The organism is Rhizobium sp. UFLA01-1127 (assembly GCF_059803845.1).
Genome location: NZ_JAUQTZ010000042.1, coordinates 1 through 15460, shown reverse-complemented (window position 1 = coordinate 15460; position 15460 = coordinate 1). Strand labels below are relative to the sequence as shown.

The 15460-nt window shown below is 60.5% G+C and carries 14 protein-coding genes; 7 read left to right on the top strand and 7 right to left on the bottom strand.

Annotated features, from left to right (window positions below; translation table 11 throughout):
- Positions 1 to 170 precede the first annotated feature (170 nt).
- The 3 genes from waaA to lpxK all read left to right on the top strand — a co-directional run bounded on the left by waaA (position 171) and on the right by lpxK (position 3471).
- Positions 171 to 1490: a lipid IV(A) 3-deoxy-D-manno-octulosonic acid transferase gene (waaA, locus tag Q4Q11_RS13020; RefSeq protein WP_498569721.1), complete on the top strand. Its 1320-nt coding sequence runs from the start codon at positions 171 to 173 to the stop codon at positions 1488 to 1490.
- Positions 1491 to 1605: 115 nt separating this feature from the next.
- Complete coding sequence (locus Q4Q11_RS13015) at positions 1606 to 2337, top strand: HAD family hydrolase (RefSeq protein ID WP_112513181.1); 732 nt, start codon at positions 1606 to 1608, stop codon at positions 2335 to 2337.
- Positions 2338 to 2421: 84 nt separating this feature from the next.
- Complete coding sequence (lpxK, locus tag Q4Q11_RS13010; RefSeq protein ID WP_498569720.1) at positions 2422 to 3471, top strand: tetraacyldisaccharide 4'-kinase; 1050 nt, start codon at positions 2422 to 2424, stop codon at positions 3469 to 3471.
- Positions 3472 to 3498: 27 nt separating this feature from the next.
- Here lpxK and Q4Q11_RS13005 read toward each other — a convergent pair whose 3' ends face one another.
- Positions 3499 to 3729, bottom strand: a complete 231-nt coding sequence (locus tag Q4Q11_RS13005; protein ID WP_015338954.1) for a DUF2093 domain-containing protein — start codon at positions 3727 to 3729, stop codon at positions 3499 to 3501.
- 110 nt (positions 3730 to 3839) lie between these two features.
- The gene (gene mutL / locus Q4Q11_RS13000; RefSeq protein ID WP_113213807.1) at positions 3840 to 5666 is read right to left on the bottom strand and encodes a DNA mismatch repair endonuclease MutL; all 1827 of its coding nucleotides are present in this window, start codon (positions 5664 to 5666) and stop codon (positions 3840 to 3842) included.
- A 347-nt stretch (positions 5667 to 6013) separates the two neighbouring features.
- On the opposite strand from mutL, the gene Q4Q11_RS12995 reads away from it, so the two are divergent.
- Together Q4Q11_RS12995 and Q4Q11_RS12990 are read left to right on the top strand one after the other, a co-directional pair.
- Positions 6014 to 7747, top strand: a complete 1734-nt coding sequence (locus Q4Q11_RS12995; protein ID WP_498569719.1) for a response regulator — start codon at positions 6014 to 6016, stop codon at positions 7745 to 7747.
- Positions 7748 to 7873: 126 nt separating this feature from the next.
- The gene (locus Q4Q11_RS12990) at positions 7874 to 9229 is read left to right on the top strand and encodes a putative bifunctional diguanylate cyclase/phosphodiesterase (RefSeq protein ID WP_498569718.1); all 1356 of its coding nucleotides are present in this window, start codon (positions 7874 to 7876) and stop codon (positions 9227 to 9229) included.
- Between the two features lie 165 nt (positions 9230 to 9394).
- Here the strand turns inward: Q4Q11_RS12990 and Q4Q11_RS12985 are convergent, their stop codons facing one another.
- The 5 genes from Q4Q11_RS12985 to Q4Q11_RS12965 form a co-directional block, all read right to left on the bottom strand.
- Complete coding sequence (locus Q4Q11_RS12985) at positions 9395 to 10021, bottom strand: PRC-barrel domain-containing protein (RefSeq protein WP_112513176.1); 627 nt, start codon at positions 10019 to 10021, stop codon at positions 9395 to 9397.
- A gap of 356 nt (positions 10022 to 10377) precedes the next feature.
- Positions 10378 to 11265 carry an SMP-30/gluconolactonase/LRE family protein gene (locus Q4Q11_RS12980; protein ID WP_113222363.1) on the bottom strand — a complete coding sequence of 296 codons (888 nt, stop codon included), beginning with the start codon at positions 11263 to 11265 and terminating at the stop codon, positions 10378 to 10380.
- A gap of 3 nt (positions 11266 to 11268) precedes the next feature.
- The gene (locus tag Q4Q11_RS12975; protein WP_113213804.1) at positions 11269 to 11904 is read right to left on the bottom strand and encodes a 2-dehydro-3-deoxy-6-phosphogalactonate aldolase; all 636 of its coding nucleotides are present in this window, start codon (positions 11902 to 11904) and stop codon (positions 11269 to 11271) included.
- Positions 11904 to 12836, bottom strand: a complete 933-nt coding sequence (locus tag Q4Q11_RS12970; protein WP_498569717.1) for a 2-dehydro-3-deoxygalactonokinase — start codon at positions 12834 to 12836, stop codon at positions 11904 to 11906. Before Q4Q11_RS12970 ends, Q4Q11_RS12975 begins: the two co-directional genes overlap by 1 nt.
- A gap of 37 nt (positions 12837 to 12873) precedes the next feature.
- Positions 12874 to 13644: an SDR family NAD(P)-dependent oxidoreductase gene (locus Q4Q11_RS12965; RefSeq protein ID WP_498569716.1), complete on the bottom strand. Its 771-nt coding sequence runs from the start codon at positions 13642 to 13644 to the stop codon at positions 12874 to 12876.
- 199 nt (positions 13645 to 13843) lie between these two features.
- On the opposite strand from Q4Q11_RS12965, the gene Q4Q11_RS12960 reads away from it, so the two are divergent.
- Together Q4Q11_RS12960 and Q4Q11_RS12955 are read left to right on the top strand one after the other, a co-directional pair.
- Positions 13844 to 14659 (top strand): IclR family transcriptional regulator, encoded by an 816-nt coding sequence (locus Q4Q11_RS12960; protein ID WP_498569715.1) that lies wholly within the window; start codon positions 13844 to 13846, stop codon positions 14657 to 14659.
- 330 nt (positions 14660 to 14989) lie between these two features.
- Positions 14990 to 15460 (top strand): autoinducer binding domain-containing protein (locus Q4Q11_RS12955; protein ID WP_498569714.1); only part of this gene is annotated, 471 nt, incomplete at its 3' end.

Here is a 15460-nt window from a genome sequence, read left to right as displayed (position 1 = left end):
CACCGAATTTTGCATTTGATATCTCCGTCCGGCAAGGCGTTATCGCTTTAAATCCGGGCATGAAGCAGTATCTTTGACACAATAAGAACGAAAATTCGGCTGCTTATTCGGCCGCATGATAATCGGGATTTGGCATTGATGGTGATCAGCTGGGATAGGAGGCGATCGAAATGAGCAGTCTCAGGGCGCGTCTTGCCTTGAGCGCCTATCGTCTCGGCGGAATCGCCATCTATCCGTTCATCGGGCCTTATCTCGCCGTTCGTGCGGCAAAGGGCAAGGAAGACAGTTCCCGCAAACTGGAGCGCTCGGGCTATGCGAGCGCCAACCGTCCTCAGGGACCGCTGATTTGGTTTCATGCCGCAAGCGTGGGTGAAACCTCGGCCGTCATTCCGCTCATCCGCGAAATCCGTCGCCGCGATATCCATGTCATGCTGACGACGGGAACGATGACATCAGCCAAGGTCGCGCATCAGCGCCTTGGCGAAGAGGTCATTCATCAATACGTGCCGCTCGATCTCAAGCCTGCTATCAAGCGCTTCCTCGATTATTGGCAGCCCGATTGCGCCATTTTCGCCGAATCCGAGATCTGGCCGACGACCATCATGGAACTCGGCCGCAAGCGCATTCCGCAGATCCTCGTCAATGCCCGCATGTCGGATCGCTCCTTTGCCCGCTGGAGCCGGCATCTCTCGCTTGCCGAGGCGCTGTTCGAAAATCTGGCGCTGGTCGTGGCCCAGTCCGATCTCGATGCCGAACGCTTCCGCGATCTCGGCGCCTTGCAGGTTCTCAAATCAGGCAATCTCAAAGTGGATACGGACGCGCCATCTCACGATGCGCCGACGCTTGCCGCCTACCTGAAGCAGATCGGTAACCGCAAGACCTGGGCCGCCGTCTCCACGTTCGAGGGCGAAGAGGGGGCTGCGGCCTCCGTCCATTCGATGCTCAAGCAGCATAACGACCAGCTCACCATCATCGTGCCGCGCCACCCCGAGCGCTGCGACGCGATCGAGGCGATGCTCGTCGAGCAGGGCCTGAAAGTGGCGCGCCGCACCCGCAACGATATTCTCTCGCCGGATGTGGATGTCTTCCTTGGCGATACGATCGGCGAAATGGGGCTTTATCTGCGGATGACCGAAGTCGCCTTCATGGGCAAGTCGCTCTTCAACGAAGGGGGCCAGAATCCGCTGGAGCCGGCCATGCTCGGCTGCGCGATCCTGACCGGCGGCCATGTCCAGAATTTCCGCGATTCCTATCAGTTGCTTGCCCGCCGCGGCAGTGCCCGCATGGTGCGTGACACGGAGATGCTGGCGCGCGGCGTCCATTATTTGCTGACCAACGACACGGCACGTCGCGGCATGATCGATGCCGGTTTCACTGCCGTGCATGAAATGCGCGGAGCATTGGCCGCGACGGTCAGGGGCTTGGAGCCCTATATCAATCCGCTTTCGGTGAAGGCGCGGCTGATGCCGAAGACGATGGCGAACGGATAGAGCATTCCCAGGAAAAGTGCGTAGCGGTTTTCCGTCCGGAATGCGTTGGAGAAACAAGAGGATAGAGCGTTTTCGCGATTCGAAGAAAAGCGGAGATGCTCTAGAAGGGAAAGGCATGACGGCGGCCAAGCTGGGAGCGATTGCAGGCATTCTCTTCGACAAGGACGGCACGCTGCTCGACTATGATCAGAGCTGGCTGCCGGTCAATCGCGAGCTCGCGCGCATCGCCGCTCAGGACGATCCGATACTCGCCGATCATCTTCTATTCTCCTGTGGCATGGACCCGATCACCGGCCATATCGTGCCCGACAGCCTGCTTGCTGCCGGCAACACAAGGCAGATTTCCGAGGGGCTGGTGGCCGCCGGCTCGAAAATGGATATCGCGGAGCTGGTGGAAAAACTCGATGCGCTCTTCGCGCATGCGGCCGATTTTTCCTCGCCCGTCACAGATCTCTCCGCTTTCTTCCAGCGCCTGCATCAGCGCGGCTACAAGCTCGGCGTTGCCTCCAGCGACAATGAGCGCTCCATCCGGCAGACGGCGCGCCGCTTCGGCTTCATCGACTACGTCGATTACATCGCCGGCTACGATAGCGGCTTCGGCATCAAGCCGGAGCCGGGCATGGTACTCGGCTTCTATGCGGCAACGGGTCTTTCGCCGGCGCAGGTCGCCGTCGTCGGCGACAACAATCACGATCTCCATATGGGCCGCAACGCCGGCGTCGGCGTGACCGTCGGCGTGCTGACGGGCACCGGCTCGCGCGAGACGCTGACGGCCGCATCCGACTATTGTCTCAACGACATTACCGAGCTGGAAGGCCTGCTCATGCCGGTCGCCCAATTGGCCTGATCCCGGTAGTGGCTTGCTTTTTCACGCAATCTGACCTTTCTTGCCGCCTTATTGTCGGCACAAGCAGAAGGCTGAGTTAGACGCATGGTATCGGAAGCCCCACCTTTCTGGTGGCGAAAACCGGATTGGCGTGCCTGGGGGCTCTCACCCTTCTCTTTCCTGTACGGCCGTATCGCAGGATATCGCATGGTGCATGGCAAGCGTGCCTCCGTGCCCGTGCCGGTCATCTGTGTCGGCAACTTCACAGTCGGCGGAGCCGGAAAGACGCCGACGGCACTTGCGCTCGCCCAAGCCGCCAAGGCCAAGGGGCTGAAGCCGGGTTTTCTGAGCCGCGGCTATGGCGGCTCGCTCGATGTTACGACAGTCGTCGATCCCGCGCATCATCATGCCACAGCCGTCGGCGACGAGCCGCTTCTGCTGGCCCGCGAGGCGCTGACCGTCATTGCCCGCCGCCGGGCCGATGGTGCGCAGAGGCTCGTGCGCGAGGGCGCCGACATCATCATCATGGATGACGGATTCCAGAGCGCGCATCTTGCCATCGACTATGCCCTGGTTGTGATCGATGCCGGTCGGGGCATCGGCAACGGCCATCTCGTTCCAGGCGGTCCGGTGCGTGCGCCGCTGCGCACCCAGCTTATCTATGCCTCCGCTCTTTTGAAGGTCGGCGAGGGCAATGCCGCTGATCGCGTTGTTCGCCTGGCGGCAAGGGCCGGAAAGCCTTTCTTTTCTGCAGGCGTCAGAGTGCGCGGACAGGAAGATTTGCGCGGCCTCAACGTGCTTGCCTTCGCCGGCATCGCCGATCCGGCCAAGTTTTTCCGCACGGTGGAAGCCCTCGGAGCGAATATTGCCGTCCGACGCAGCTTTGGAGATCATGAACATCCCGGCGACGACGAGGTTTCCGACATGCTCGACATAGCCTCGCGTGAAGGGCTGGAGATCGTCACCACGTCGAAAGATTATGTCCGTCTCATCGGACATCATGGCCGCGCCGACGAATTGCTGCAGCGTTGCAGGGTGATCGAGATCGACATGGTCTTTGCCGATCCGCAGGCGCCGGGATTGATCATCGACAGGGCGATTGCGGCAGCCCGCGAGCGTTGCTTGCGGGAAAAGCGCGGCGGCAAGGCCGGTTGAAATACTGCAGGCTATTCGGCGAGAAAATCAGCGCTTCTGATTGGGAAGCGCGCCGGCGCGCTTTTCAGCTTCGAGCGAGGTGATCACGTCGGCGTATGGCTCTTGCCGGGCAACGCTCCAGTAGCGCAGCTCATCGAGCGCGATATGCTTGCCGGTCATGGCGCAGACGACATAGGAGCCAGGCATCAGGATCTGGAAATCGCCGTCGAGATAGCGAATCTTCGCCTCGCGGTTTCCATGTCCTTCAAAAAGATTCATCTGATGCCGTCCTTGATCTCTGTCATCTGTTTGCCATACCGCACTACAGCGGCGCGCGTCAAATATGACGCGCAAAGATCGCTGCAGCGGCATTTCGAAGCCGGTTCGCTTCAGCTGCGTCCGAACAGCCGCTCGATGTCCGCAAGCTTCAACTCTATATAGGTCGGCCTGCCGTGATTGCACTGGCCGGAGCCGGGCGTCGCCTCCATTTGCCGCAACAGTGCATTCATCTCTTCCGAGCGCAGACGCCGGCCAGAGCGCACCGAACCGTGGCAGGCCATGGTCGCCGCGACATATTCCAGCTTGGCGGCAAGACCCGAGGCCGTGTCCCATTCGGCGATCTCGTCCGCGAGTTGCCGGACAAGACCTTGCGCATCCACCTCGCCGAGCAAGGCCGGCGTCTCCCGCACGGCAACGGCACCGGGGCCGAAGCGCTCGATGGCGAGGCCAAGCTCGCCGAGCTCTTCGGCAAACGCCATCAGCCGGTCGCAATCTTCCTCCGACAGGTCGATGATCTCCGGAATGAGCAGGACCTGCGAGGACAGGCGTTTCGAGTGCAGGGCCTTGCGCATGGCCTCGAAAACCAGTCGTTCATGTGCGGCATGCTGATCGACGATGACAAGCCCGTTTTCCGTCTGGGCGACGATATAGTTCTCATGCAATTGAGCGCGGGCGGCACCCAGCGGAAAACGAGAGGGTTCCTCGGCTCGCATCGGTTCTCCCGGCGGTTCCGCACGTGCCGTGGGTACGGCAAGCCCGTCGAAGGCGGCCTGCGGTCTTTCCGCAAATCCGTAGCCCGCCGTTGCCGGCGTTCTCTCATAGGGCAGGGATGGCGAAGTCTCCGGCATCCAGGGAGCAGTTGCCGGCGAAGGGCGCCAGCCGGGTTGGAATCCCGAACGCCCGGCGGTGAAGGCGCGCAGCATGCCATCCGCTCCGGTCGTTGCGGCCCGGTCGCCTTCGCGCGACAGGGCTTCGCGGACCGCGCCGACGATCAGGCCGCGCACGAGACCAGGATCTCGGAAGCGCACATCGGATTTTGCCGGATGCACGTTGACGTCGACCAGCGCCGGATCGAGTGTCAGGGAAAGCACGGCGACAGGATAGCGGCCGGAGGGAATGGTCTCGGCATAGGCGCCGCGGATCGCCGACAGGATCAGCTTGTCCTGCACCGGCCGGCCGTTGACGAAGGCATATTGATGGGCGGAATTGCCGCGATTGAAGGTCGGCACACCGGCAAAACCGGTGAGACCGACATCCTCGCGCACGGCATCGAGCGCAATGGCGTTGTCCTTGAATTCAGCCCCGAGCACCTGCGCCATGCGGGCGAGATGATCGTCGCCGGTTGCGGGAAATTCGAGCGTCGAGCGGTCGGTTCCCGACAGAACGAAGCGCACGCGCGGAAAGGCGATCGCCATCCGCTTGACGACCTCGGTGATCGCGGCAGCTTCCGCCTTCTCGGTCTTCAGGAACTTCAGGCGGGCGGGCGTCGCAAAGAACAGGTCGCGCACCTCCACGATCGTGCCGGGATTGGCAGCCGCCGGGCGCAGATGCAGAACCTTGCCGCCGGCAACCGAGATCTCGGCGCCGCCGGCGGCACCTGCCCGGCGGCTTGCGATCGAAAGCTTCGCCACGGAGCCGATGGAGGGCAGGGCTTCGCCGCGGAAGCCGAGGGTGCGAATGTCTTCCAGCGTTTCGTTGATCTTCGAGGTGCAGTGGCGCCGGACGGCAAGCTCCAGATCCGCCTCTTCCATGCCGGAGCCGTTGTCCGTTACACGCAGCAGCGCCTTGCCGCCGCCTGCCGTGGCAATCTCGATGCGCGTGGCGCCGGCGTCGAGCGCGTTTTCGATCAACTCCTTGGCAGCGCTTGCCGGGCGCTCGATGACTTCGCCGGCGGCGATCTGGTTGATCAATGTTTCGGAGAGTTGCTTGATGGCCATGGCATCATTGTCGTGGATTCGTGGCGGTGTGGAAAGAGGAAAGGCGATTCTCCGGCCGTGATCCACCCGTTTCCGTCCGGTGCTCCGTTTAAGAAATTTAATCAATGTTTAAGGGAATAATGACAGGTTGCGGGCAGAGAAACTTGAAATGACCGCGAGTGGCGCGTTTCGTGCATGCTGACGGCTCTTGATGGCAGGTTGGTGGCCATCAATCTACAAGGAGCCAGGCGCCATCTGCTTCAAGTATCAAGGCCAGCATGCAATTTTCACGAATTTGCCGCGCAGAACGAATGTTGCGCTGTCTGCTTATCGTGTTGTGAAACTGGTTGAGTGTAGGAATCGGACGAATGACTGCCGAGATTGACAAGGCAGCTTTGGCAATGATGACTGCTGATGCGCCTTTTGGCGGCAATCTGCAGGCGATGTTCTTCGACGCTTTCTGCGATAGTCTTTCCAGTGCATTCCTTGCCTATGACAAGAATGATCAGCTGCTGTTCGCCAGCCGCCAGATTTTGAATTTCTTCCCGATCCAGCAGGACTTCCTGCAACCCGCGACGAGGCTTCGCGATTTTCTGGGCGCCGTCTTCGACACGGGCGTGCGCTATCAGAGACACCAGAGCAAGACGGCCGCCAACCGTGACGACTGGGTCTCGCAGCGCATAGCCTCGCATTGGCGCGAACGTTTCGAGACGACGGAACATTTTGCGGACGACCGCTGGGTGCGCATCATCAAGCGGCGGCTGCCGTCGGGCATCGGCTTCTGCATCATGTCAGACGTTTCCGAAGTGAAGAAGCGGGAGGAGCAGTGGCGCGTCGACATGGAGCGCGCACAGCTCACCGAGGATATCCTCGACAACCTGCCCTTCCCGGTTTTCGTCAAGGACCAGAACCTCGTCTATGTTGCTGTCAACAGGGCATTCTGCGACAAGTATCAGACTGCGGCGGATGAAGTGCGCGGTCGCAAGAGCATCGATATCTTCTCCACCGACCTTGCCCATCGCTTTCACGAGAGCGACCTGCATGTCATGGAAACCGGCGAGATGTCGATCACGCGGCAGCGCCAGATCGCCCGCGACGGCATCGAACGCGATATCGTCACCCGCAAGCAGCGCATCGGCAAACCCGGCCGCTATTTCCTGATCTGCACCATGCAGGATCTGCCCAAGGATGGCAGCGATTTCGACGAGTTCGCCCTCGCATCGAACATCAAGGAAAACAGCGATCGCTCCTATCGCCGGGCCTATGTTCCCCTAGCCGCCCTGCAGACCATTTCGCGCCGCCCGGCCGCCATGGAAACCTTCGTCCCGGAGAATTTCAGCGGCCGTAAGGTTCTGGTCGTCACTGCCGATTTTGCCGCCGAAACCGCAGCCTTGAAGACGCTCAGGAAATACGGTTTCGAGGCCTGCGTCGTTCACAACGAGAACGAAGAGGCGGCGTTTCTGGATGTGGCAAGCGCGCATGGCGTCAAGATCGATCTTGTCATCGTCGACAACCAGCTCGGCAAGCGCGGAATAGAGCTGGCCGAGCGGCAGAACCTCGGCGCGCTGTCGCTGGATGGTTCGCAGCTTGCTACGGAGCTTCCCTTCCTGATCGCGCGCCATTTCAACCGAAATATCCGCGGTGAACTCGGCGATATCATGGAGCAGGGGCTCGTGTCCGAATGGCGGCGCGCAACCGGGGAGGAACGCCGCGCGCAGGTCCTGGTTGCCGAGGACAATGACATCAACCAGATCGTCTTCTCGCAGATCCTTGAGGGATTGGGATACAGCTATGCCATCGCTGCAAGCGGCGACGAAGCCGTGCGGCTGTGGCAGGAGCACCGTCCTGAATTGATCCTGATGGACATTTCGCTGCCGGGTCTGAACGGATTCGAAGCCGCCCGGCTGATCCGCGGCGCGGAAATGGGCAGCGGCTCCCACACACCGATCATCGGCGTTCTGACGCAGGCCTTCGAGCGGGATCGCAAGGAATGCACCGAGGTCGGCATGGACGACGTCATCCTGAAGCCGGTCAGTCCCGATATCATCGAGACGGTATTCCAGAAATTCATGCGCAACGCTCTGAAGGCGCAAAACAGATAGATATTATAATCACAACAGTTCCGACCGTAAGTTATTGCTGGCATTGATTGACTGTCGCCCCGCCATTTTTTGTTAAGACTTCCCCGTCATGCTTTTTCCCGGGTGGAGAAAAGGTCGGAAACAAATATGAAATCGACTGAAACGCTGCCGGGGCCAGCCAATCAGGAGCCGCGAGCAATCGCTTACACGGATCCGCTCACCGGATTGGGCAATCGCCATCGCATGCGCGAACGGGCGCGCGCGCTTTCGCTCGAGCGCGCCGGAGATCCTGCGCCTTTTACGATCGGGATTGTCAATCTTGATGCCTTCAAGCCGATCAATGACCTGTTCGGCGTCGATGCCGGCGACGAAATACTCTGCCAGGTCGCACATCGTCTCAAGGCCTGCATTCCGGATGGCGCGATGGTGACGCGTCATGACGGCGACGAATTTGCCTTCGTCCTGCCGCTGGTTTTCGAACGCGTCGGCGCAGAAAAATTCGGGCAGATGATCCGCGAAGTACTGTCCGCGCCCTACGATCTCGGCGATCGCAACGTTCGCCTTTCCGCATCCTTCGGTTTTGCCATCCACCCGTTCGCCGGGGAGAAGTTCGAGGACCTCCTCAAGAGTGCGGATACTGCGCTCTATCGCTCGAAGCGCCGCGGCCGGGGCCAGATCACCGTCTATTCGAGGGAGATCGCGCAGGAGATGAAGCGTGCGACGCAGCTTGAACAGGCACTGCGCAATGCCATCATTTCCGATGCCATCGACGTGCATTTCCAGCCGATCGTCTCGCTCTCCAATAACATGGTTCTCGGCTTCGAGGCCCTGGCGCGTTGGAGCGATCCGGATCTCGGCTTCGTTTCGCCAGCCGTTTTCGTACCGCTTGCCGAGGAGCGCGGCTTCATCGACGCACTTTCCGAAACGCTTCTGCGCAAAGCGGCGGAGGCGGCGCTCTCTTGGCCGCGCGAGCTTTTCCTGTCCTTCAATCTGTCCTCCGCGCAGCTGATGGATCCCGGTACCAGCAGCAGCGTTCTCGCCATTCTCGCGCGTGCCGGCCTGGACCCGCATCGTCTCGAACTCGAAATCACCGAAACTGCGGTCGTGAGCTCGGCCGATACTGCCCAGCGCATCATTGCGGACCTGCGCGCGGCCGGCGTTCGCATTTCCCTTGATGATTTCGGCACTGGCCAATCCAGTCTCGGGCGCCTGCGCGAGTTCAGTTTCGACAAGGTGAAGATCGACCGCGCCTTCGTCTCGCGCATGAATTCGGATCGGACGTCCGAGCACATCATCAAGGCGGTTCTCGCCATGTGCGAGGGGCTGGAGCTACGCGTCGTCGCGGAAGGCATCGAGGAACGTGCCGAAGCGGCGAAGCTGAAGGCGCTGGGTTGCGCCATGGGACAGGGGTATTATTTCGGAAAACCCGCAGATGGCGCTGCAACGCTTCGCTATCTGCAGGCACACTATTTCGAAGCCGGCAACGAACGCGAGATCGCTTAGCTACCTTCAGGAAAAGCGCGCGGTTTTCCGCTGCGGATTACCTGAAAACAACGAGATAGAGCGGCTCCCAGGCCCCACGAAGAGCTGAACCGCTCCGTCATTTTGAAATCGCGAATGCCGCGGCCTGTAAAGGCCGCAGCTTCTGCATTTCGCCTGACCAATAGCTTATTTGTTGGTCGACGACGTTGTCGTGCTGTCCGTTGCCGGCGTGGTCGATGTGCCGGCCGAGCTTGCCGCCTTGTCGGACGCCTGCATCGCAAGCGTCTTGAACTCCGGCGCGGCCTTCAGCGCGTCTGCCGTCTCGGTGGTCGTCAGCTTGATGGTGCCATCCTGGGGATTCTGGGCGGCGCTGATCTTGTCGAAGGGAACGGCGACATTCTTCTGACCCATGCCAAGGAAGCCGCCGACACCGACGACTGCGGCGATAACACCGCCCTGCTTCTGCAGGATCAGGTCGTTAATGCTGCCGATGCTTTCGTTCTGACCGTTATATACCGATTGGCCCATATAGGTCTTGGCGCTGATCTGATCGGCCGACTGCATGGTCAGATAGCCGCCGGATGGCTGCGACCCCGTCGCTGGGGCGGGTGCCTGAGCGTTTTTCTGGGGCGTGGAATTATCCGGCTTCGCAGCGCCCGGTGTTGCCGGAGCAGACTGCGTCAGCGGTGCATTGTTGTTGCCTGTACCCCCGTTCGACGGCTGCTGCGCCTGCGCGAAGGCCATGGGCGAAAGCACGGATGCAGTTGCGAAGATTGCGCCTGCGGCGACGGAGGTGAAGAGTTTCCCAGTCATCGTGAACCTACCTTTCATTCTGATGGGCACACTTAATCACACGCGCATGCTTACCAGCGCGAGTGGAACCTTGTGGTGCCGACCGTTATCGTATCGGTCGTAGGAGCAATGGCTCAGGTAGGTTTTGGTTCCGTCAAAAGTTGCAGAAAGTCGCGTCGCATGGCGCGGAAGATGACGGAATGCCGCGTGAAGTCAGAGAATTAGCGCTTCGCGAAACAACCGGAAAGATTGCTGGGATAACGACGGCAATTCAATGCGGGTTTCAATTTCCCGCGCGGCCGGATGTCTTCCGAGCTTGCATTATCCGCCGAAAACAATGCCGCCTTCAGCGTCTGTCGTCTGAAGGCGGCATTCAATCAAAGCTTGTATGGAGGGTCGAAAACGCCTTTCACCGTCAAGCCGAGTTCCAGAAGAGCGCCGGCCTGCGGCTGCATGGACCGGGCTTCCTCATCCAGCCCTTCCCAGGCGGTCGTCACGGCCAGCCGGTCCGCATTCTTGCCGATGAAGGCCGGGCAGGAAGGCTGCATGGCGGGCACGCGAAAGCGCTCGATGCGCAGGCCGTCCGGGCTGTATTTGTCGACGAAGCCGGAGCCCCAGCGGGCGTTCCAGATATAGCCGTCCGCGTCGCAGACCGAGCCGTCGAGGCCGCCGGGATCTTCCATGCTGTCGACCATGACGATCGGCTCGCCGGTCGGAAGCCCCGTCTGGGGGTCGACGAGCACGCGCATGAGCTGGCTGACGCGGGTGTCGGTGAAGTATCCGATCGTGCCGTCGGGCGAGAAGCAGATGGAATTCGGGATGCTGATCTGATCGAAGATCTTGGTGACCTTGCCGCCGGCGACATGATAGATCGCGCCTGCCTGCATCTCGGCGCGCTTGCCCATGGTGCCGATCCAAAGCGATCCGGAAATATGCGTGCGCCCGTCATTGGAGCGGTTCTCGGGCCTGTCGGCTTCGATGGCCGTATAGAAGCTCAGCTCGCCGGTCGCGACGTCGCGAAGGAACAGGCCCTGTTCGGTGGCGAGCATCTGCCGTTCCGCATCGACGCGGGCCAGCACGCTTGCCATCATCGGCAGCTCGTGAACCTGTTTCTTGCCGGACGGCAGATGCAATTCGTGCAGTTCCTTGCCGAGGATATTGAACCACCAGACGGTGTCCGTATCCGGGTCGTAAGTCGGGCCTTCTCCCAGGACGGACGAGGTGTTGCAGAGAATATTCCCCTGAAAATCATGAATATCCGTCATAGATCAGGCTCCTCTGGCTGCATCATAGGCATAAATGGTGACCTTGGCGCGTTCGGCAACCTCGGCCGCCGTCATTCCCGGCTTGTAGAGGCTGGTGCCGAGACCGAAGGCGAGGATGCCTGCCTTGGTGTAGTCGGCGAAATTCTGGTCCGAAACCCCGCCGACCGCCGCGACGACAAGTTCCGGCGGCAGCACCGCGCGGATGGCTGTAATGCCGGAAGCGCCGAGCACACCGGCGGGGAAGAATTTGAGGCCGGTGGCACCCGCACGGGCGGCCGAAAGCGCTTCCGTGGCGGTAAACACGCCCGGCATCGTCACCATGCCTTTGTCACGCGCGCGGCTGATCACCGCAGGCTCCACATTCGGCGTCACCAGCAGCTTGCCGCCGGCGCCATCGAGCCTGTCGACGTCTTCGACCGTCAGCACGGTGCCGGCGCCGATCAGGCAATTTGCCGGCGCCATCCTGGCAGCGATCTCGATGGAGCGGAACGGATCCGGCGAATTCAGCGGGATCTCGATTGCCGTGAAGCCGTTCTCGATCAGCGCGCCGACGATATCGGCCGTTTCCTCCGGCTTGATGCCGCGAAGAATGGCAATGAGCGGGCGCTCCATGGGCGGGAAGGGGATGCGGGTCGTCATCAGTTCTTGCCTTCTTTCTTGAACCAGATCGCTTCGGCCGCGGCGGAAAGTCCGCGGCGGACGGCGGCATCGGCGTCGATGGTCTTGCAGGTGAGGGATAGGGCGCGGAACGCATCCTCGTAGAGAGCCCGCAGGCGGCCGGAGGCGACGAGTGTGATGGCCGCATTCTGCCCGGCAGAAGCAAGCGCGCCGGCGATTTCCGCGCCGATCAATGTGCCTGATATCAGCGCCTGCGCGCCGGCCGCAGTCAACCCGTTCAGAAGCTGGCCGGAGCGGGCCGTGAACAGCAGATTGGTAACGAGGGCCGGCTTGTCCAGAGCCGCCTTGAGGGCGGCTTCGAATGCCTTCACATCGGCGGGCATGTCGGCAGCGCCGGCAACGGCGTGCGACAGAATGCTGTGCTTGGTAATGACATCGAAGAGCTCGCCGGTCATGAAGGTGGAGAAGCCCGTCACCTGGCCGTCAAGTACGCGCACCCATTTCGAATGTGTTCCTGGCATGCAGACGAGTTGTTCGCCCTTGGCATCGGCGGCAATCGCGCCGAGCAACTGCGTTTCCTCGCCGCGCATGACGTCAGGCGCTTGCTGGCTGCGCTGCGCCAGACCCGGCAGGATGCGAACGTCGCGCGTCTGTTCCGGCACGGTGACGGCGGCCGTCAGAATGGCGGCGAGCGAGGTCGGCGTATCGATATATCCGGCTTCCACCCAGCCCTGGCGCGCTCCGGCCATACCGCAGACGATGACGGGAAGGGTATCCGGCGCCGATACGGCGTCGAGATGCGTCTGCAGAACCCTGGCGAAGCCGGTTTGGGCGGCCGTGGTCATGCCTTCGCCGCTGCGGCGCTCCGAAACAATACTGCCGTCTTCACCGATCAGCCACAGCCGGAAACTGCTGGTGCCCCAGTCCACCGCGACATATGCGGGTTTCGTCATGAGAAATGCTCCAAGTCTTAGGTCAGAAATCTCAAGGTCAGAAGATGCCGCCATCGACAGTGATGGCCTGTCCAGTCATAGCGCCCGAGCAGTCCGAGGCCAGGAACAGCACCGGCCCGACCAGATCGTCGGCGTTCAGCACGCGTTTCAGACATTGCCGGTCGATCATCTTGTCCATGCCATCCTCGGTTAGCCACAGATCGAGCTGCCGCTGCGTCACGATCATGCCGGGCAGAACGGCGTTGACGCGGATATTCTCAGGCCCGAAGCGCCCGGCAAAGCTCTTGGTCAGCCCGATGACGCCGGACTTCGCGCTGGCGTAGGAGGACAGCAGCGGCGGATTCATCTTGAAAGCGATGGAGGAGAAATTGATGATCGCGCCGCCGCCGGCCGCCCGCATGCCGGGTGCAGCCGCCTGCGAGACGAAGAAGACCTGTTTCAGATTGATCGCCTGGTTATTGTCCCAATATTCTTCGGTCGTGCTATCGATATCGTGTCGGTCGTCCCAGGCCGCGTTGTTGATGAGCACGCGGATCGCCCCGAGATCGGACTCGATCGCCGCAACAGTGCTTTTGATCGCGCCGACATCACGCAGATCGGCATGGTAAAAGGTAACGGGATGGGCCGATTGGTCTGAAAGCTTAGCTGCCAATGCCTTGCTGGGCTCCTCGGCGATATCGATGAAGGCGACCTTTGCGCCCTGTTTCGCGAAGGCTTCCACGAGGCTTGCACCGATGCCGGAACCGCCGCCGGTGACGAGGACGGTGCGGCCTTTCAGATCGGGAAATTGCGCCTGAATATCGGCCAAGGTGTCTCCTCCCGGACTCATAGAAAGTTCCATTATTTGGAACATAATTTGACTATATGGAATTATCGGACTACCGTCTCGTCGTGTCAAGGATAGAACATGGTGCCGAAAAGTGTGATCGGTTTTCGCACGACATCATGCACTACTTCTTCGATCCAAAACCATCCGGCTCTAGCGCCGCTCTGCCAGAGAGAAATGAATGAACGAGGATATGGGTTCAGAGGGCGGAAAAAATAAAGTCCGCCGCGATCGGCAAACCGGAACGCTGGGAAAACTCGTCTCCCTGCTCGATCTCGTAGCGCTCGCCGACGGTCCGATGCGTTTCACCGACATTCTCACGTCCTCGGATCAGCCGCGGGGCACGCTGCATCGGCAATTGTCGCACCTCGTCGAAGAAGGGCTTCTGGAGGTCGATCGCGATGGGCGTTATCTGATCGGCCTCAGACTCCTGACATTCGCATCGCGCAGCTGGGCGCGCAACGAGTTTCGCGCCGTTGCCGAACCGCATTTGCATCGCCTGCAGGAATATACCGGTGAAACCGTCCATCTCGGCGTCCTGCGCGGCGCTGAGGTCATCTATCTCGACAAGGTGGAAGGCCGCCAGTCCGTGCGGATGTATTCCCAGATCGGCAATGCATCCCCTGCCTACTGCACCGGTGTCGGCAAGGCCGCTCTCTCCGCGCTCGACGAAGCAGAGCTTGCAGCGAGGATCTCGGGCTTCGAATTTCGCCTCTATACCGAGCATACACTCCGCGGTCCTGCCGAATTACTCTCCGATATCGCTGCAATCAGGGCGCGGGGCCATGCCTTCGATCTCGAAGAGCACGAAAGCGGCATATGCTGCGTGGCCGCCCCGATCCGCTCGGATGATGGTGACATGCTGGCCGGCGTCTCGGTGACCGGGCCGGCCTATCGCGTCACGCCCCAGAAGTTGCAGGCATGGGCGCCGTTGGTGGTTGCGGCGGCCGATTCGATCATGATGGACATGCGCAATCGCATGGGGCCAAAGCGTTGATCCGATAAATCTCTCGCGCCGGCTCTTCGAAACCCGCCTGCCTCCTTGATTCTGAAGCCAGCGCCGGGCCTTGGCCAAATTGCTCGTTCATCTGGAATTTTACTGTTGAGATATGCGCAAGAGCTGCCATTATCTCCCGGTGATTATTGGAATCCTGCAGGATTCGGCGAGTTGCGAGAGGACATGATAGTAACGAGCGTTATTGCGGTCACGATTTTGAAAAAATTATATTTTATCGAGCGCCTTGTATCGGCGCCGGTACGATAATCGTGAGGGGCAAGAGACGGAAGTTTCGTATTTTCTCCCTCTTTTACATAAAGAAGACTGGTGATGGCGGCATTGATACAAGCGGGAATGTCCCCTCGTGGCGAGGATTTTATCGAGGAAATCAGCAGACTTAAAACGCAGTTCGATGTGTTTCGCTTCATGAAGGGCGTAACGGAGGTCTATCGTTGCCGGGCCTTCATGGTACTCAACCTGCCGCCGATCACGTCCCACGACCTGCAGAGCAACTCGGTGATCAACAATTGGCCGGCCGAACTTCTATCGATCTACGATCAGGAAAGCCTGCTGTCGACCAGCCCCGTCTTGCAGCGTCTGCGCGGTTCCACGCTGCCCTTTCTTTATGAGGTGGCGGCAAATCCCAATCGCGAGGAGAGCAAGTCGCAGCTCGTCGTAGCTCTGTTCGAACGCTTTCGCATGACGCGTTTCATCTATTTGCCGACCCATGATGCCTCTGGCCTTCGTGGCGCGGTCTCGCTGGCCGGCGACCGCGATCTTTTTTCGACCGACGAGATCAAG